An 18,118-nucleotide genomic window follows, 5' to 3' on the forward strand; every position below is an offset into this window, starting at 1 on the left:
TCATAGCACGGACGGCATACCCCGGATGATCATATCCGCCAGTTACCGCACCGACATCCCCGCCTTCTACGGCGACTGGTTCAGCCGCCGCCTGCAGGCCGGCAGCGTCCAGGTGCAGAACCCCTACAACGCCCGCCAGGTCTCCACCCTGGCGCTGACGCCCGAGGCGGTGGACGGCTTCGTGTTCTGGACCCGCAACGTGCAGCCCTTCCTGCCGGTGCTGGAGGAGGTGGCGGCGCGCGGCTTTCCCTTCATCGTGCAGCACACCGTGCTCGGCTATCCGCGCAGCCTCGACCGGGCGGTGGTGGCGCCGGAGCGGGCGGTGGCGGCGCTGCACCGGGTGGCGGAGCGGTTCGGCCCGGCGACGGTAGTGTGGCGCTACGACCCGGTGCTGTTCTCCGACCTGACGCCGCCGGCCTGGCACCAGGACGCTTTCGGCCGGCTGGCCGAGTCCCTGCGCGGCGCCACCGACGAGGCGGTGGTCAGCTTCACCCAGGTCTACCGCAAGACCGCCCGCAACATGGCGGCGGCGGCGGAGCGCCACGGCTTCGCCTGGACCGATCCCGACGACGACGCCAAGCGGGCGCTGCTGACCGCCCTGGCCGCGCAGGCGGAGGCGGCGGGCCTGCGCCTCGCCCTCTGCGGACAGCCGCACCTGCTGGTGCCGGCGGTGGCGGAAGCGGCCTGCGTCGATGCCGGCCGCCTCGCCCGCGTCGCCGGCCGGCCGCTGCGGGCCGCCGCCCGGCCGCACCGCAAGACCTGCGCCTGCGCCGAAAGCCGCGACATCGGCGCCTACGACAGTTGCCCGCACGGCTGCGCCTATTGCTATGCCGTCCGCGACCCGGAGGCCGCCCGCCGGCGCCACCGCGGCCACGACCCGGCGGCGCCCCTGCTGTAGGCCGGAAAAGCGTGAGGGGGAGGCCGATCTGTGTCGGCTCTCCCCCTCGACCGAAGCCCCATGTTCTACTTGCCTCAGCACCTCCGGGCCGCACGCCCGACAGGTTGCCGCACTGGCAGGGATATGGAAGCAAGCGCGATGCCAGATGCCGAAGCCGCGGAACGCCTGGATCGCACCCGGCGGCCGGGGGCGATGCTGCCGCATCCGTGGGCGCGGCAACGCCCATGTTTTAATCACGAACCATCGTCCGCCTTCTTTATGAGCAACGCGGGGCCTGCTGCAACCCTTTCGCAGCCGGCGCGTTGTGTCGGGTCCGGCGGCGGAACCGCGCGGGCGGCTTCGGCGTTCGTGGAGACGCAGGGGTGAACGGAGCCGGTCGCGGCCGGCCGTCGTCGCACCCGCCCCATCCCGCGCCGCCACGACGGAACCGATCTTGCCGCACACCGCGCCGCCGCAGACGCTGCCCGATCTCCCCGACCTGCTGGGTCAGGAGGGCGTGGCCTGGCGCGTGGAGCGCGCCGGCCGCGCCGCCTGCCTGATCGACGCCGCCGCCTACTACGGCACCCTGCGCCGGGCGCTGCTGTCGGCGCGGCGGCAGGTGCTCATCCTCGGCTGGGACGTGGACGGCCGCACCCGCCTGACCGGCGAGGACGAGCCGGAGGACGACGCCCCCCGCACCCTGCGCGACTTCCTGGCGTGGCTGGTGCAGCAGCGGCCGGACCTGCACATCCACATCCTGCTGTGGGACTACACCCTGCTCTACAGCCTGGACCGCGAGCCGCTGCCCAAGGTGTCGCTGGGCTGGACGACGCCCGACCGGGTCCACCTGCACCTGGACAACCGCATCCCCATCGCCGCCAGCCACCACGAGAAGATCGTCGTCATCGACGATGCGCTGGCCTTCTGCGGCGGCATGGACCTGTCGGTGCGGCGGTGGGACACGCCGGAGCACCGGCCCGACGACCCGCGCCGGCGTGATCCCGGCGGCTCCGCCTACGCGCCGGTGCACGACGTGCAGATGATGGTCACCGGCCCGGCCGCCGCCGCCCTGGGCGACCTCTGCCGCGAACGCTGGCGGCGGGCGCGGCGGCGGCGGCTGGCGGCGCCGGAGCCGGGGCCGGGACCGCTGTGGCCGGCGGGGTACGAGGCCGCCTTCCGCGACGGCCGCATCGCCGTCAGCCGCACCCGGCCGCATCGCCGGCAGCGGCGGCCGGTGTGCGAGATCCGCACGCTCTATCAGGCTGCCATTGCGCACGCGGAACGGTTTATCGTCATCGAGAACCAGTACCTCACCGCCGATGCCATCGCCGAGGCTCTGGCCGACCGCCTGCGCCGCAACCCGCGGCTGGAGGTGCTGCTGATCGGCCCGCGCACCGCCATGGACTGGCTGGAGGAAACCACCATGGGCGTCGGACGCGCCGCCTTCATGGCGCGGCTGGCCGCCAGCGGCGCCGGCGACCGGGTGCGGCTGCTGGCGCCGGTGGTGCGCGACGGCGACGGCCGCGACCACGACGTCAAGGTCCACAGCAAGCTGATGGTGGTCGACGACCGCCTGCTGACGGTGGGCAGCGCCAACCTCGCCAACCGCTCCATGGGGCTGGACAGCGAGACCAACCTGACCCTGACGGCCGACCGGCCCGACCATGCCGCCGCCATCACCACCCTGCGCCGCCGCCTGCTGGCGGAGCACGCCGGGGTGACGGTGGAAGACGTCGCCGCCGCCGAATCGGCCTCCGGCGGCCGCCTGTTCGCCGCCGTCGACCGGCTGGTGCGGCGCGATCCCTGCCGCGACCTGGTGCCGGTGGCGGCCGAGGCGGTGGAGGCCGACGGCAGCGTGGTGCTGCTGAACCGACTCGGCGATCCCGAGGAACCCCTGGATCTGGAGCGCGTCTTGGCCGAACAGGTGCCGCCGCCGCCCGACCACCCGCGGCGCCGCCGCCTGCGTCACCTGTGGACCGGCCTGGTGCTGGTGGCGGTGCTGGCGGCCGGCGTCGCCCTGTGGACCTTCACCCCCCTGCGCGAGGGCCTCAACCCCGATGTCTTCCTGCAATGGGCGGAACGCATGCGCGGCACGCCATGGACACCGCTGGCGGTGCTGGCGGCCTATGTGGTGCTGGGGCTGATCGCCTTTCCCATCACCGTGCTGATCACCGTCACCGCCATGGTGTTCGGGCCGTGGCTCGGGTTCCTCTATGCCGGCATCGGCGCCATCACGGCGGCGGTGGTCACCTTCTGGGTCGGCCATGTGCTGGGGCGCAAGCTGGTGCAGCGCTACGCCGGCCGTGGCGTCAACCGCATGAGCAAGGCGCTGGGCGACCGCGGCATCGTCGCCGTGGTGTTCCTGCGGGTGGCGCCTGTCGCCCCTTTCGTGCTCATCAACCTGGTGGCCGGGGCGAGCCATGTGCGCTTCCGCGACTACCTGACCGGCACCGTCATCGGCATGCTGCCCGGCATCGCCGTCATGACCCTGCTGGGGTCGAGCATCATGGACCTCATCCATTCGCCGTCGCCGGGGCGCATCGCGCTGCTGGTCGGCTGCCTCGCCCTGTGGCTGGCGGTCAGCATCGGCCTGCAGCGGCTGGTGGCGCGGCGGCGGCAGGCGTCGGGCGACGCCGACGGGGACGACGAGAGCTGATCCGCGCCATGCCGCTGCGCTTCGCCACCTACAACATCCATTCCTGCATCGGCAACGACCGCGCCTATGATCCCGCCCGCATCGTCGGCGTGCTGGCGGAGATCGACGCCGACGTGGTCGGCCTGCAGGAAGTGGCGGCGCGGCCGGAAATCGCCGGCATCCCCGACCAGTTCGCCTATCTGGCGGAACAGACCGGCATGACGGCGGTGGCCGGGCCCAACATCGTGCTGAAGGATTCCCGCTTCGGCAACGTGCTGCTGACCCGCCGGCCGCTGCTCGACAGCCATCTGGTCGACCTGTCGGTGGCACCTTACGAGCCGCGCGGCGCCGTGGTCGCCGACCTGGATGCCGGCGACGGCGACGGCAGCGGCGGCCGGCGCACCGTGCGGGTGGTGGTGGCGCACCTCGGCCTGCGGGTGTGGGAACGGGCGCGGCAGCATGCGCGGCTCGGAGAAATTGTCTCCGCACGGGGGGATGTTCCCGTGGTAATAATGGGCGACTTCAACAGTTGGTGGCCGGACCTGTCGGCCATGCGGCACCTGGGGCCGCCGCTCGGCTGGCGCCGCAGCCCGGCAAGTTTCCCCGCCCATCTGCCCTTTCTGGCCCTGGACCGGATCTGGGCAGTGCCGGATACCATCGTCGGCCGCGTGCGCGCCCACGCCAGCCGGCTCGCCCGCCAGGCCTCCGACCATCTGCCGGTGGTGGCCGACATCATGCTGCGGTCCGAGGCCGCCGCCGTGAGCAAGGAGACGACGCCATACCGCCCCCGCCAGAGGATGATCCGGTCATGACCGACCGCGACCACGCCTCCCCCGTCCTCGACCCGCAGCCGGCGTCCTCGGGCGCTGGCGATGACGCCGCCGCTGCGCGCGGCCGCCTGAAGGTGTTCCTCGGCGTCGCGCCCGGCGCCGCCACGGTGGCGACCGTGCTGGCGGCGCAGATGGACACCCTGCACCGGCTGCGCCGCGACGGCGCCCCCGACAGCCGGCGCCCGGTCATCGGCCTGCTCATCCCCGACGACGTCGCCGCCCTGCCGCCGGAGGTGGAGGACAGCGACATCGTGCTGGTGCGCTCGTCGCAGGCCGAAGACCTCATGCGCCTGACGCCGGACGTGGTGGTGGTGAAGGGCCTGCGCGGCAGCAACCGCCAGATCGCCCGGCTGGCGACGGGCGATTCGCAGCTGGACGACATCCTCGACCGCGGCATCGACGTCTATGCCGCCGTTTCCGCCGCCCACCTGGAAAGCGCCCGCGACCGCATCAGCGTGCTCGCCCTCATCCCGCCCGAGGACGTGCTGCCGGAAGCCTTCCTGGGCGAGGCCGACCAGATCGAGCTGATCGACGCCACCCCCCAGGACCTGGCCGACCGCTTCGAGGCCCACCAGCTGATGCTGGGGCCGGACGATTACGACACCCTGGCGCCGCTCTACGGCGTCGAATGCCTGTCGGTGCTGCGCGAGGTGGCCATCGGCGTCACCGCCCGCTACGTCCACCGCCAGTCGCTGGAACAGTGGTCGGAAAGCGTCGGCGGCACCGTCGAATCCATCCCCGGCGAGCCGGTTCTGCCGCCGCGCATCCTGGTGTTGCTGTCCGATGTCGGCCGCCCCGACCGGCTGGTCCACGACGGCCACCGCCTTGCCGACCGCAACGGCGCGGCGTGGTATGTCGGCTATGTCGATACCGCCTGGAACCACCGCCTGCCGCGCGCCCTGCAGCGGGAGGTGACCGAAGCCCTGCACCTGGCCGACCACCTGGGGGCGGAGGTGGTGTCGCTGACCGGCCCCGACCTGCTGGAGGAAGTGAGCGACTTCATCCGCACCCAGGGCATCACCGAGGTGGTGGTGGCCCGGCCGCCGGTGCGCGGGTTGCGGCGGCTGTGGCGGCGGCCCTTCGCCGACCAGCTGATGGAGCGCTTCCGCGCCCTTGGCGTCCACATCGTGCCGGGGCCGGACGTCAGCGTTGACGCCTTCGCCCTGCCGTGGCGCATCGACGAGGGGCGGCCGTGGTTCCACGAGTACCTGGCCGGCGCCGTCGCCGCCTGCATGGCGGCCGGGCTCATCAAGGTGCTCGACCCCCTGCTGCCGTCGGAAAGCCTGTCGATCATCATGCTGATGGCAGTGGTCTATGCCGCCACCGCCTACGGCTTCGCCTCCGCCCTGTTCACCTCGGTGCTGGGGCTGGCGATGTTCAACATGTTCTTCGTCGAGCCCAAGTTCGCCGTCACCCCCGACCAGCCGGAGCAGATCTTCCAGCTGGCCATCTTCCTGGTGCTGGCGGCCATCACCTCCAACCTGGCCGGGCGGCTGCACGATCAGGCCCAGGCGGCGCGGCGGCGGGAGCGGCACACCGGCGCCCTCTACCACCTGTCGCGCGAGGTCGCCGCCACCTCCGACCCGCATCAGGTGCTGGACGCCATCGCCCGCCAGCTGCGCGACCTGCTCTACGTCGAGGTGCAGATCCTGCTGCCGCGGCGCATGGTGGCCGATGCCGACCCCGGCCCGGCCGGATCGGACGCCGAGGCGGACGAGCTGTGCGTCGCCTGGCCGGAGGGCGGGGCCCTCGCCGATGCCGACTGGAAGATCGCCGCCTGGGTGCGCCGCTACGGCGAGGCCGCCGGCCGCGGCACCGCCGTGCACAGCAACGCCGGCCGCATGTTCCAGCCGCTGCGCACCGGCTCGACCATCATCGGCGTGCTGGTGGTGGCGGCCGACGATCCCGCCTCGCTCCGCAGCCCCACCTTCCGCCGCCAGCTGGAAAGCCTGGCCGGCTTCTCCGCCCTGGCGCTGGAACGCATGCAGCTGAACCGCGAGGTGGAGAACGTGCGGGTGGTGGCGGAAACCGAAAGCCTGCGCTCCGCCCTGCTGTCGTCGCTCAGCCACGACCTGCGCACGCCGCTGGCCTCCATCATCGGCTCCACCACCTCGCTGCTGGCCTACGGCCGCTCCTACAGCGAGGAGGTTCAGCGCGACCTGCTGACCACCATCCTGGAGGAGGCGGAACGCCTCAACCGCTTCGTCGGCAACCTGCTGCAGATGACCAAGCTGGAAGCCGGCGCCACCGTGCCCAAGCCGCAGTGGGTGGACCTGGACGATCTGGTCGGCACCACTCTGGAACGCATGGAAAGCCGCCTGGAAAAGGTGACGGTGGAGGTGGACATAGCCCCCATGATGCCGCTGTTCCAGGTGGATTTCGTGCTGATGGAACACGTGCTGATGAACCTGCTGGACAATGCGGTGAAGTATTCGCCGGTCGGCTCCACCATCACCATCCGCGGCCGCCACGAGGCCAGCTGGATCGTGATCGAGGTGCAGGACCAGGGCATCGGCATTCCGCAGGAACACTGCCAGCGCATCTTCGACAAGTTCTTCCGCGTCTACGCCCGCGACCGGGTGGTGGCCGGCACCGGCCTCGGCCTTGCCATCTGCAAGGGCATCGTCGAAGGTCATGGCGGCACCATCGAGGCGGAAAGCGACGGCCAGAACCAGGGCAGCGTGTTCCGCGTCCGCCTGCCCGTGCGGGTGCCGGCCGGCCGGCTGCCCGATGATTTCGACGACGACGCGACCGTGCCCTGAGAGAGACCCCCGCCATGCCCAACGACGCCACCGGCAATGCCAAGATCCTGATCGTCGACGACGAGCCGCAGATCCGCCGGTTCCTCAAGGCCAGCCTCAACGCCCACGGCTACACGGTGGTGGAGGCCGAGGACGCCAATGCCGCCATCCGGGCGGCGACGGTCGACAAGCCGGACCTGATGGTGCTCGACCTCGGCCTGCCCGACCTGGACGGCATGGAGGTGATCGCCCGCGTGCGCGAATGGTCGACCATGCCGATCATCGTGCTGTCAGTGCGGTCCGACGAAGGCGACAAGGTGGAGGCGCTGGACCGCGGCGCCAACGACTACATCACCAAGCCCTTCGGCATGGGCGAGCTGATGGCCCGCATGCGCGCCGCCCTGCGCCAGGTCGGCCCGGCCGGCAGCGACGAGCCGGTGCTGCGCACCGACCGCATCGAGATCGACCTCGCCAAGCGGCTGGTGACGGTGGAAGGGCAGGCGGTGCGCCTGTCGCGCAAGGAATACGACCTGCTGCGGGCGCTGGCCGCCCACCCCGGCAAGGTCATCACCCACCAGCAGCTGCTGCGCGACATCTGGGGCGAGGCCTATGTCGAGGAAACGCAGTACCTGCGCGTCTACGTCGGCCAGCTGCGCCAGAAGCTGGAAGCCGATCCGTCGCGGCCGCGGCTGATCGTCACGGAACCGGGCGTCGGCTACCGCCTGCAGGTCTCCGGCTGACCCAGGCCGGCCGAGGGCGGCGGGGCCTCAGCCGTCGCCGTCCTGCCGCGCCCGCATGTAGGTGCGCAGGACAGCGTTGATGCGGCTCTGGTAGCCCGGCCCCTGGTCCTTGAAGAAATCGACCACATCGGCGTCGAGCCGGATGCTCACCGGCACCTTGCGGCGAAACACCACCAGATCGGCGTCCTTCCACCACTCGGGCGGATGCAGGGGCGCCGCATCGGGGTCTTCCGCCACCTGACGGGCGATGTCGTCGTCGTCCGGCTCCGGCTGCGCCTGCAGGCGACGCAGCATCTCGCGATCAAGCTCCAGATCGTCCGGCGAGTGCTTCACGATACGCCTCTCGTTCTTCACGGCTTGCTCTCCTTGCCGAGATGATGCGGCAGATCTCCACCGGGCGCACGGTGTAGACGACGGTCAAAGTGACGCCCTCGATGGCACCGGTAGCGATCCACCGGGCTTCGCCATAGTCCCGCCTGTCATCGGCCCGCAGCAACACGGGGCCCGAAAAGATGAAGCTGGCGAACACGAAATCAAAGCCGCGTACATCCAGCGTCCAGCCGTTCTTCGCCTCGTCCCACTCGAAGCCCAGCCACTCCAGTTCCATCAGCAGCATGATCCCCCGCCCGCGCTGCCCTGACACTGTGTATATACAGCCGCCGGCGGCAGTCCGCAACGGGCAGAGGAAAGGCCCGCAGCGGGGGAAGCTGCGGGCCTTGGGGCCGGACCACCGCCCCGGTGGGGGGAGGGGAGGGGTCAGGGGGTGGTCCGGGCAGTGGTGGAGGGGTTACTGCATGGTGGTGGTGGTGCCGGTGGTGCCGCCCATCGGCTGCACCGACGACGACTGCATGCCGCCGGCGCCAGCGCCGCCCATGCCCGTGCCGCCCATGCCGGAGCCGCCGGTGCCGGCCATGGTCTGGCCGAGGGCGCCTTCGATGATCACGCGGCGGTTCTCCGGCTCGCGCACGCCGTCGTCGGTCGGCACCCGCGGCTCGCTCTCGCCGCGCCATTCCACGTTCAGGCGATCGCGGGAAATGCCGCGGCCCTGCAGGGCATTGGCGACGTTCTCGGCGCGGCGCTGCGACAGGCCGACGTTGTAGTCGGCCGGGCCGGAGCGGTCGGCGTGGCCGACGACGTCAAGCTGCATGCCGGGGTTATCCTGGGCGAGGCCGGCCACCGCATCCAGCATGGCGCCGGCTTCCGACGGCACTTCGGCGACGTCCCAGTCGAAGAAGATGAGCACCGGCGGCGGGCCTTCCACCTGGGTCACCACCGGGTCGCCGCCGCGCTGCTGCATGGCCGACAGGAAGCCTTCGCGGCACTTGGCGATGTGGTCGTACTGCCAGCCTTCCTCGGCCTGCTCGACCCAGCAGTCGTAGTTGGCCTGGGCCGAGGCGGCCACTTCCGGCATGTCCTCGCGGAAGCCGTCGCGGTAGGCGCCGACCAGCTCGGCGCGGGCGGCGTGCAGCTCGTTGCGCCAGTCCTCGCGCCTGATGGACCAGTCGTCGGGGTTTTCCGGCGCCACGCGCTGGCCTTCGGCGGCCGCCAGGGCCTTGCCGGCGAAGTGGCTGGCCGACGGCCAGTCGTACATCTCGTCGGCTTCGAAGCGGGTGTAGTCGCTGTAGTTCTGCGCCAGCTTCTGGGTGAAGGGGGTGCCGCCGGTCGGCGTCATGGTCTTGGCGGATTCAATGGCCGCCGGGTTGGCGCAGGCCGCCAGAGCCAGGACGGCAGAGGCGGGCAGGGCAATCTTCATAAAGGTATGCATGGGAACAGGCCTCCTCGAATTGCTCGCTATGCGGAGGGTCGCGTGCGGTTTGTCTTCCCAACGCGCATAGCGCAACCGAGGTTCGAACTGTCGGGGCGTTCTTCGCCGTCACCGAGTCGCAAGAGGTAGAACGCCGAGTCGCGGCCGCAAAGAAGAACGCCGCCGACCCGGACCAGGGGGCGGCGGCGCGAAAAAATCGTCACGGAGAGAGAAAAAAGCGGGGCGAGAGAGGCCCCCGGCAGAGAGATCAGGCGGCGTCGCCTTCGGCCATCTGCAGGATGGTGCGCAGGTTGGCACGGCCGCGCGACAGGCGGGACTTCATGGTGCCGACCGGCAGGGCGGTTTCGGTGGCCGCTTCCTGGTGCGACCGTTCTTCCATGCCCAGCATGCGGACGGCGGCGCGTTCCTGCTCCGACAGCGCATCCATGGCCGCCACCGCTTCGTTCAGGAACACCGAGTGCACCTGGTTCGGGCGGGCCACCATGCTGTCGTCGTGCACGGTGGTCTGCATGTAGCGGTAGGCCACCGCGTCGCGCCGCTTCTGGCTGATGAAGACGTTGCGCATCATGGTGAACAGCCACGACCGAAGGTTGGTGCCGGGCTTGTAAAGGTCCCACTTGCGAATGGCACGCTCAACGCAGTCCTGGACCAGATCGTTGGCATCGTCCTCGCTGCGCGCCAGAGAGCGGGCATAGCGCTTCAGGTCGGGGATCAGTTCCGCGATCTGGGTGTTGGCCGTGCTCATCGCAATCTCCTCGGTCATTCTTGTGTCGTGTCCGGCGGGGGCTGCCGCCGTTCCCGCTTTCCATGCTCCGAGGATGCGCCGAGGGGCCGTAAAGCCTCCATGTGGCCTTGGACGGCGAGGCGTAAATTCGTTATCAGCGTGCCGGTGCTTTTTACAGTCCGCGACTCCGGCCGGGCAGGAGGCCCGCAAACCGCCCGATCCGGCGGTATTTCGCTTTCTCCGGCAAGGCGGCAGCAGCAGCAGGCAGGGGTCGCACGGGTATAAAGGGGGCGTAAAGGCATCAGCGCCGCATAAAGCGGCGCCGTTTCCGCCCTGGGGCGGAAATGTGAGCTGGATCAGCAGCTTGTGACTGTTCTGTGGCAGCCCGGAGGCGCCGGTGACGCAAGCGGCGCCAAGGCGCCGGGACGCAAGCGGCCCAAGGCGCCGGCGGCACAGCCTCAGCGGTCGGTGCCGCTGCCGCTGCGCTGGGCGGCCGGGCGCGACCGCCGGCGGCTGCCATCCCACGACCCGCGTTCCGAGGCGGACAGGCCGGCCATCAGGCTGCGGTCGTCGCCGCGCCCCTCGACGGTGTCGCCGGAGGCGGCGCGCAGGCTGCTGCGGCGCAGGACCAGGGCAATGGCGGTGACCATGAAGCCGGCGCCGAACACCACCGCCAGCAGACGGGCAAGCGCGGCGGTGCTGGGTTCCGGCCCGCCCTCCACCGGAGTGAAGCCGAACAGCCCAGACATCACCGCCAGAATGAAGAAGACCATAGCGGCATACGTCATGTGGCTAACCTGGCATCCCTCTTTCGTTCCAACCCGTCCGACGCAGGACCGGCTGCTCGTTCGTCGTGGCACCGCCGGCATCGGCCCGCAGAGCCCTGCACGGCCGCGGGAGCTGCGCCCGTGGCCGAGGACATTCACCCTTCAAACGCCAGATCGGGCCAAGGGTTGCGCCAATGTGAACATTCTCAGCCGACGTTGTTGCAGCGCAATAACCGGGGCCCGGACCGCGCCAGCCGCGGAATTCCGCCGATGCGGGCGCGGCCCGCGAAAAATGCAGGCTTCGCTGCACTGCAGCAACGGCAAAATTAAGCGATAGCGGCGCGGCCTGCACGATGCAGTGCAGCGGCGGGGGAGCCGGCTCCTCCATGCGGAGTCGGCCGCCTCCCCGGCGGGCGCAGGCGCGGGGCCGAAAGATCGGGGTCAGGCGTCGGGGTCGGCGGCGGCCGCGTCCAGCTCCGCCAGAACCGCCAGGAAGGCCTCCACCACGCGCGGATCGAACTGCCGGCCTTCCTGGTCCCGCAGGTAGCTGATGGCATCCTCGCGCGGCCACGGCTTCTTGTACGGCCGGGCGCTGGTCAGGGCGTCGTAGACGTCCACCACCGCCACGATGCGGGCGGCCAGCGGGATCGCCTCGCCGCTCAGGCCGCGGGGGTAGCCGCCGCCGTCCCAGCGTTCGTGGTGGCCGCTGGCGATGTCGGCCCCGAGCGACAGGTAGCTCGACCCGTCCACCAGCCGCGCCGCCCGGTGCAGGATGGTGCCGCCGGCGGCGGCGTGCTCGCGCATCACCAGCCATTCCTCGTCGGTGAGCTTGCCCGGCTTCTGCAGGATGGCATCGGGGACGGAGACCTTGCCGACGTCGTGCAGGATGGACGCCATGCCCACCTGTTCCAGGAAGATGTCGTCGATCTGGTCGGCGTAGTGGCCGTCCGCCCGCAGGCGGCGGGCCACCGCTTCGGTCATGCGCTCCACCCGCAGCACGTGTTCGCCGGTGTCGGTGTCCTTGTGCTCGGCCAGGTCGGCCAGGGCCACCACCGTCGCCTGATGGGCGCGCTTCAACTGTTCATAGAGGTAGAGGTTGTCGAAGCCGACCGACACCTTGCCGCAGAACACCTCCACCAGCTGCTCGTCCAGCGCCGTCAGCGGCCGGCCGGTCTGCAGGTAGGCGACCACCTCGCGCCCGTTGGGGGTGGGGATGTAGAGCACCATGTGGTCGGCGGCATAGAGGTTGGCCTGCGCCGCCAGCGCCTCGGCAATGGCGGTCACCACCGGATCGGCGGCATGATCGGCCAGCGGCCGGTCGGCCGCGCCTTCGTAGATGCCGGCGCCGGCCAGGATAAACACCTCCCGCGCCGCCGGGCCGCGGCTGCCGGGCCGGCCGCGCTGGGCGCAGACGATGCCCGACACCGGCGTCCCCAGCACCGCCGACAGCTGCGTCAGCACGCCGCTGGCGAACAGGCTCATGCTGCGGGCCTGGAACAGGCTGGCGGAGGCGTCGATGATCTTGCGCAGGCCCTGGCGGCTGGTCTCCAGCGCCAGGATGTCTTCATAGCTGCGCAGCGCCGCCACCAGGGTGGTGAACAGCTTCTGCGAGGTCAGCTCGGTCTTCGCCTTGTAGTCGTTGATGTCGTAGGCGAGGATCACGTCCCGTTCCGGCGCCTGCCCCGGCTGGCCGGTGCGCAGGATGATGCGCACCGCCCGGTTGCCGAGGTCGTGGCGGATGTGGCGCACCAGCTGCAGGCCGGCATCGTCGGTTTCCATCACCACGTCCAGCAGCACCACGGCGATGTCGCGCCGCGCCGCCAGCACCGTCCGCGCCTCGGCGGCGGAGCGGGCCGACAGCAGCGTCACCGGCCGGTCCTTGAAGCGCACGTCCGACAGCACCATGGCGGTGACGGCATGCACCTCCGGCTCGTCGTCGACCACCAGCACCACCCAGGCATCGCCGGCGCAGGGCTGCACCCGCGGCGCCGGCACCGCCGCCCCCCTGGCGCCGACGGCGGCCGGCCCGGCGGCCGCCACGGGGGCGGCATCGTCATCGACCAGGAAGTCGTCGTCGTCGAACAGCATGTCGTCGTCGGTCATGTGCGCCTCTCCTGCATCCCCGCCCTGCCCGCCGGTCGCCATGGGTCACGCCTCCAGGGGGAAGCGCAGGGTGAAGGTGGTGCCTTCCCCCGGCCGGCTGTCGACATCCACCGTCCCCTTCAGTGTCTGCCGCACGATGTTGAACACGATGTTGAGCCCGAGACCGGAGCCGCCGCTGCCCCGCCGGGTGGTGAAGAACGGCTCGAACACCCGCCCCAGGTGATCGGCCGGAATGCCGCGTCCGTTGTCCTGATAGACCAGCACCACCTGCGCCCCCTCCTGCCACGCCCGCACCGACATGGTGCCGGCGGTGGTGGCGTCTTCCGGCCAGGCGTGCATCAGCGAGTTCATGACGAAGTTGGTCAGCACCTGCGACAGCGGCCCCGGATAGCTGTCGACGATGATGCCCGCCGGCACCTCCGTCGTCACCCGGTGCGGCGTGCGCTTCAGCCGCGGCCCGAGGGACAGCAGCACCTCCTCCACATAGGGGCCGAGGTCGAAGCGGCGGCGTTCCTCGCTGGTCTGGTCGACCGCCACCTGCTTGAAGCTCTGGATCAGGTTGGCGGCGCGGGTGGACGACCCGAGGATGAGGTCGGCCGCCTGCCCCGCCACCGCGAGGTAGCTCTCGAAGTCCGACCGCCGCACCTTGCCGCCTTCGAAGATGCGCTGGATGTCGCGGGTCTTTTCCTGCAGGTGGGTGGCGGTGGTGACGGTGATGCCGACGGGGGTGTTGATCTCGTGCGCCACCCCGGCCACCAGCCCGCCGAGGGAAGCCATCTTCTCCGCCTCCACCAGGCTTTTCTGGGTCGCCTGCAGGTCGGCCAGGGCCTGTTCGGCGCGTTCCTTGGCGGCCTTCAGTTCGGCGTCCATGCGGCGGCGTTCGGTGATGTCGGCGGCGGTCACCAGCATGGCGTCGCGGCCCTGGTAGGTGAAGGCATGGGCCGACAGCAGCACCCAGCGGCGGTCGCGGGTGCCGATGGTGGTCCATTCCACCTCGAACCCGGCCACCACCCGGTCGCGCCGCACCCGTTCCACCAGCTGCCGGCGGTCTTCCGGGTTGACGTAGAGTTCGATGGCATTGCCGCCCACCGGCGCCCCGACGCACAGGCCGTAGTCTTCCTGGGCGTGGGTGTTGACGTAGAAAATGGTGCTGTCCTCGGTGGAGGACACAATGATGGGCAGCGGGATCGCCTCCAGGATGTCGGAGATGGCCCGTTCCTGCTTCCGCCGCGCCGTCACGTCGGTGAAGGTGCGGATGTAGCCGCCGTCGGGCAGGGCGGTGGTGCGCGCCTCCAGGATCATGCCGCCGGGCCGCCGGGTTTCGTAGACGTGGCCGTGGCGGCGGCTGTGGGGGCTGAGGCTGCGGGCCTTCACCTGATCCCACGGCATGTCGAGGTCGCCGCGCTCGAACAGGAAGCGCAGCACCGACTCGACCGTATAACCCGGCTGGCAGGCATGGTCCGGCAGGTCGTACATGGCGCGGAAGCGGCGGTTGAAGGCGACCACGCAGCCATCGGCATCGGCCATGTAGAGGCCCTGCTCCATGTGCTCGATGGTGGCGGCCAGGATCTGCCGCTCGCGCTCGATGCGGGCTTCCGCCGCCTTCATCTCGCTGATGTCGCCGACCGAGCCGGTCAGGCGGATGGCGCGCCCCTCCCGCCGCAGGGCGATGCCGTGCTGGCGCACCCACTTCCACCCGGCATCGCCGGCGCGGAAGCGGTATTCGCAGACGAAGCGCTCCGTCTCGCCGCGCAGGTGCTGCACATGGGCGGCGCGGTAGGCGGGATAGTCGTCGGGATGGATGCGCGCCGCCCAGCCGTGGGGCGACATCTCGTCGGAGGCGAGACCGAAGATCTCCCGCGCCCGCTGGGAAAAGAAGATGCGGTCGGTCTCGATGTCCCAGTCGTAGATGCCGTCGTTGGTGGAGCGCAGGGCAAGGGCATAGCGCTCCAGGCTCGCCCGCGCCGCCGCATAGCCGGCGGAGCCGCTGTCGCGGCGGTCGGACAGCACCACGGTCGCCAGACCGTCGACCACCTGCACCGCCACCGTCAGCGGCACCAGGTCGCCGGCCGGGCCGTAGCCGGTGGCAGCGGCACCGGCGCCGGCAGCGCAGCGGCTCAGCCAGTCGGCGGCGTCGCGATCGGCCGCCTCCACCAGCAGGTCGGCCAGCGGCGCCCCGTCCACCGGGCGGCCGAACAGGGCGGCGGCGGCGGTATTGCTCCAGGTCACCACCGCCTGCGGCAGGGCCACCGCCAGCACCGGCTGGGTCAGGGCCGAGCCGAGCAGATCCATGGCCAGCGAAGGCGGCGGCGAGGACGGCGCAGCGGCGGCCGATTCGGCGCGAACGACAGGCGGCACCGGCGCCGGCTCGACGGGCGCGGCGGGCTCCGCCGGACGCGCGCGCGGCTCCTCCGCGAGCGTCGGGTGCGGCATGATGACGTAGTTCCTCCCTGCGTCGGATGACGGCACGCTTCTTTGGACGTACTCGCCACTGCCTCTTAGCATAGAGAACGGCCGCGTCAGGTGCCAACCGTATATTTCGTCATAGGCTGAATTACCGACATCTTCGGCAAGGCTGCATCGGGATGGAGGAATAACCTTTACCCGCAGGCAGTTTTGTCCGATCCTGAACCTGCGGGGGAGGGGAGGTTCAGGTGCGCTGCTGGTACAGGCGGATCCTCATGGCCGGCCGCGGGTGGGCGGTCATCGTTATCGCGGCCATCGCACTGGCAGGCGCCGCGCCGTCGGCGCGGGCCTCCGACATGGTCCTGTCCACCACCCCCTGGCCGCCCTACGTCGGCCCGACGCTGCCGGAGCACGGCGCCACCGGCGCGGTGGTGGCGGCGGCCCTGCGGGCGGCCGGCCGCACCCTCAGCCCGCTCTATCGCGGGGCGGTCCCCGTCGAGGACGGAGTCGCCGCCGACGACGAAGTCGACGGCATCTTCCCGGTCTATGCCACCCGCGCCCGCGAACGCGCCTGCCTGATGAGCAGCCAGATCGGCTCCAGCCCGCTCGGCCTGGCGGAACGGGCGGACGCGCCGCTGGCGTGGTCGCGGCTGGAGGATCTGTCGGCCTATACCGTCGGCGTCGTGCGCTACTACGCCAACTCCGACTCCTTCGACCGGCTGGTGAACCGCGGCGTCATCAAGGTGGTGCGGGCGGAGACGGACACCGAGAACCTGGCCAACCTGATCGCCGGCACCGTCGATGCCGCCATCATCGACCGCAACGTCCTGGAATGGCTGCTGACGCGGGACCCGGCCCTGCGCGAGGACGCCGCCCTGGTGCGTTTCCACCCGCGGCCGGTGGCGGAGCGGCCGCTGTACATCTGCTTCCGCACCGACGACCGCGGCCGCCGCGCCCGCGACGCGCTGGAGGCCGGCCTCGGCCGCATCGACGCCCCGCTCATCACCGCCGAGTGGTTCCGCCGCCATATGGCGAGCTACTGAGGCGCCGCCTCAGTCCTCGCCTTCATCGCCTTCATCGCCTTCATCGTCGTCGTCCGCCGACGGCCCGGCCTGCACCAGGGCCAGCAGGCGGCGGGTGGCGGTGGCGTCGGCGGGGTCGAGCGCCACCACCTGGGCCAGCACCTCCGCCCCGGCCGCCGCATCGCCGGCCCGCGCCAGCATGTAGCCGTAGGCCTTGAGGGCGAACAGGAAGAAGCGCGGTTCCGCCTCCAGCTCGTCGAAGCGGGCGTCCCCCGGCCGCACCGCCCGCCAGTCGGGCGGCAGGTTGAGGGCGCGGGCGGCATCGCGCACGCAGGCCAGCGCCCAAGGCGCCGCCGCCGCCGGCTGACAGCGATAGAAATGATACTTGTAGCGCGCCAGCAGCACCGCCCGATGACCGGGCGCCAGGGCCGCGGCCTCGTCCAGCGCGGCCTCGGCGGCGGCGGGATCGTGCCAGCTGGCGGCGGCCACGTGCAGCGCCCGTTCCGCCTCCGGCGGCAGGTCGCCGCCATAGTAGCGGCGGTCGAGCCACGACTCGTCGAGGATGGCGTTCATCGTCCCTCTCCCCCACCCCGCCTGGGACCAGTCCCAGAAAGTTCAGCCCTAAGACTCGCCCCCGGTCCCCAATAACGACTTCAGTCCCGGACAGAGGTATAATCTGACGCGCACCGAAGGTTCCAAATACCGCTCTTGTTGCATCTTTTTACAAAACAGACCTGGAATCGTGGGGAGTCGGTTCCTACTCTGATCAGGAAGAGGGAGGAACTCGTCGAACGGCTGACGCGCAGACCCCCAAATTTCCGTTGCGGCGAGCCAAGGAGTCTCCGGTGTCCCCGAGACGGCGGCTTCCGCCTCCCTCTCTTTTTCTCTCTCCGCCCCCGCCGCCGGTCAGACCGGCCGCCGCGCCGTCAGCGCCGCCAGCAGGGTGCCGTCGTCCAGGTAGTCCAGTTCGCCGCCCACCGGCACGCCCTGCGCCAGACCGGAGACGGTGACGTCGCAGTCGGCCAGGGTGTCGGCGATGTAATGGGCGGTGGTCTGGCCGTCGACGGTGGCCGGCAGCGCCAGGATGACCTCCGTCACCTCCGGCGACCGGGCCCGTTCCACCAGCCGGCCGATGGCGAGATCCTCCGGCCCCACCCCGTCCAGCGCCGACAGCAGCCCGCCCAGCACCTGATAGCGGCCACGGAAGGCGGCCATGCGCTCCAGCGCCCACAGGTCGGACACGTCCTGCACGACGCAGATCATGCTGCCGTCGCGGCGCGGATCGCGGCAGACGGCGCAGGGCTCCTGGGTGTCGTAGTTGCCGCACTGGGGGCAGGCGCGCACGCTGGCAGCCACCGTCGACAGCGCCTCGGCCAGCGGCAGCAGCAGGCCGTCGCGCTTCTTCACCAGCATGAGCGCGGCCCGCCGCGCCGACCGCGGCCCCAGGCCGGGCAGGCGGGCGAGCAGCTGGATCAGGCGCTCGATCTCGGGTCCGACCACGGGCGGCG

At 71.0% G+C, this 18,118-nt stretch carries 15 protein-coding genes; 6 read left to right on the plus strand and 9 right to left on the minus strand.

What is annotated here, in order from left to right; genetic code table 11:
* Nucleotides 1-25: 25 nt before the first annotated feature.
* The 5 genes from ABD056_RS12810 to ABD056_RS12830 all read left to right on the plus strand — a co-directional run bounded on the left by ABD056_RS12810 (nt 26) and on the right by ABD056_RS12830 (nt 7,823).
* Nucleotides 26-898, plus strand: a complete 873-nt coding sequence (locus tag ABD056_RS12810) for a DUF1848 domain-containing protein (RefSeq protein WP_343867172.1) — start codon at nt 26-28, stop codon at nt 896-898.
* 433 nt (nt 899-1,331) lie between these two features.
* Entirely contained in the window at nt 1,332-3,533 is a 2,202-nt protein-coding gene (locus ABD056_RS12815) for a VTT domain-containing protein (protein WP_343867174.1), read from the plus strand.
* An 8-nt stretch (nt 3,534-3,541) separates the two neighbouring features.
* On the plus strand, nt 3,542-4,324 hold the full coding sequence (locus tag ABD056_RS12820; protein ID WP_343867176.1) for an endonuclease/exonuclease/phosphatase family protein: 783 nt from the start codon (nt 3,542-3,544) through the stop codon (nt 4,322-4,324).
* The gene (locus ABD056_RS12825; RefSeq protein ID WP_343867177.1) at nt 4,321-7,104 is read left to right on the plus strand and encodes an ATP-binding protein; all 2,784 of its coding nucleotides are present in this window, start codon (nt 4,321-4,323) and stop codon (nt 7,102-7,104) included. The genes ABD056_RS12820 and ABD056_RS12825 overlap by 4 nt, the downstream gene beginning before the upstream one ends.
* A 14-nt stretch (nt 7,105-7,118) precedes the next feature.
* Nucleotides 7,119-7,823 carry a response regulator gene (locus ABD056_RS12830; protein ID WP_343867179.1) on the plus strand — a complete coding sequence of 235 codons (705 nt, stop codon included), beginning with the start codon at nt 7,119-7,121 and terminating at the stop codon, nt 7,821-7,823.
* Between the two features lie 27 nt (nt 7,824-7,850).
* Here ABD056_RS12830 and ABD056_RS12835 read toward each other — a convergent pair whose 3' ends face one another.
* The 7 genes from ABD056_RS12835 to ABD056_RS12865 form a co-directional block, all read right to left on the minus strand.
* Nucleotides 7,851-8,156: a BrnA antitoxin family protein gene (locus ABD056_RS12835; protein WP_343867181.1), complete on the minus strand. Its 306-nt coding sequence runs from the start codon at nt 8,154-8,156 to the stop codon at nt 7,851-7,853.
* Complete coding sequence (locus tag ABD056_RS12840; protein ID WP_343867183.1) at nt 8,125-8,439, minus strand: BrnT family toxin; 315 nt, start codon at nt 8,437-8,439, stop codon at nt 8,125-8,127. The genes ABD056_RS12835 and ABD056_RS12840 overlap by 32 nt, the downstream gene beginning before the upstream one ends.
* 171 nt (nt 8,440-8,610) lie before the next feature.
* Nucleotides 8,611-9,588, minus strand: coding sequence for an OmpA family protein (locus tag ABD056_RS12845; RefSeq protein WP_343867185.1), 978 nt, complete (start codon nt 9,586-9,588; stop codon nt 8,611-8,613).
* A 247-nt stretch (nt 9,589-9,835) separates the two neighbouring features.
* On the minus strand, nt 9,836-10,333 hold the full coding sequence (locus tag ABD056_RS12850; protein ID WP_343867186.1) for a sigma-70 family RNA polymerase sigma factor: 498 nt from the start codon (nt 10,331-10,333) through the stop codon (nt 9,836-9,838).
* A 437-nt stretch (nt 10,334-10,770) separates the two neighbouring features.
* Nucleotides 10,771-11,100, minus strand: a complete 330-nt coding sequence (locus tag ABD056_RS12855) for a DUF1328 domain-containing protein (RefSeq protein WP_343867188.1) — start codon at nt 11,098-11,100, stop codon at nt 10,771-10,773.
* Between the two features lie 420 nt (nt 11,101-11,520).
* Nucleotides 11,521-13,182 (minus strand): DUF3369 domain-containing protein, encoded by a 1,662-nt coding sequence (locus ABD056_RS12860; RefSeq protein WP_343867190.1) that lies wholly within the window; start codon nt 13,180-13,182, stop codon nt 11,521-11,523.
* Nucleotides 13,183-13,227: 45 nt separating this feature from the next.
* Nucleotides 13,228-15,615, minus strand: a complete 2,388-nt coding sequence (locus tag ABD056_RS12865; protein WP_343867192.1) for a PAS-domain containing protein — start codon at nt 15,613-15,615, stop codon at nt 13,228-13,230.
* Between the two features lie 329 nt (nt 15,616-15,944).
* On the opposite strand from ABD056_RS12865, the gene ABD056_RS12870 reads away from it, so the two are divergent.
* Entirely contained in the window at nt 15,945-16,631 is a 687-nt protein-coding gene (locus tag ABD056_RS12870; RefSeq protein ID WP_343867194.1) for a substrate-binding periplasmic protein, read from the plus strand.
* A gap of 9 nt (nt 16,632-16,640) precedes the next feature.
* Here ABD056_RS12870 and ABD056_RS12875 read toward each other — a convergent pair whose 3' ends face one another.
* A complete protein-coding gene (locus tag ABD056_RS12875) occupies nt 16,641-17,183 on the minus strand; it encodes a hypothetical protein (protein ID WP_343867196.1) in 543 nt (180 codons plus the stop codon).
* Between the two features lie 333 nt (nt 17,184-17,516).
* Nucleotides 17,517-18,110, minus strand: coding sequence for a recombination mediator RecR (recR, locus tag ABD056_RS12880; protein WP_343867198.1), 594 nt, complete (start codon nt 18,108-18,110; stop codon nt 17,517-17,519).
* Between the last annotated feature and the right edge of the window lie 8 nt (nt 18,111-18,118).

The organism is Caenispirillum bisanense (genome assembly GCF_039523075.1).
Taxonomy (GTDB): Bacteria; Pseudomonadota; Alphaproteobacteria; order Rhodospirillales; family Rhodospirillaceae; genus Caenispirillum; species Caenispirillum bisanense.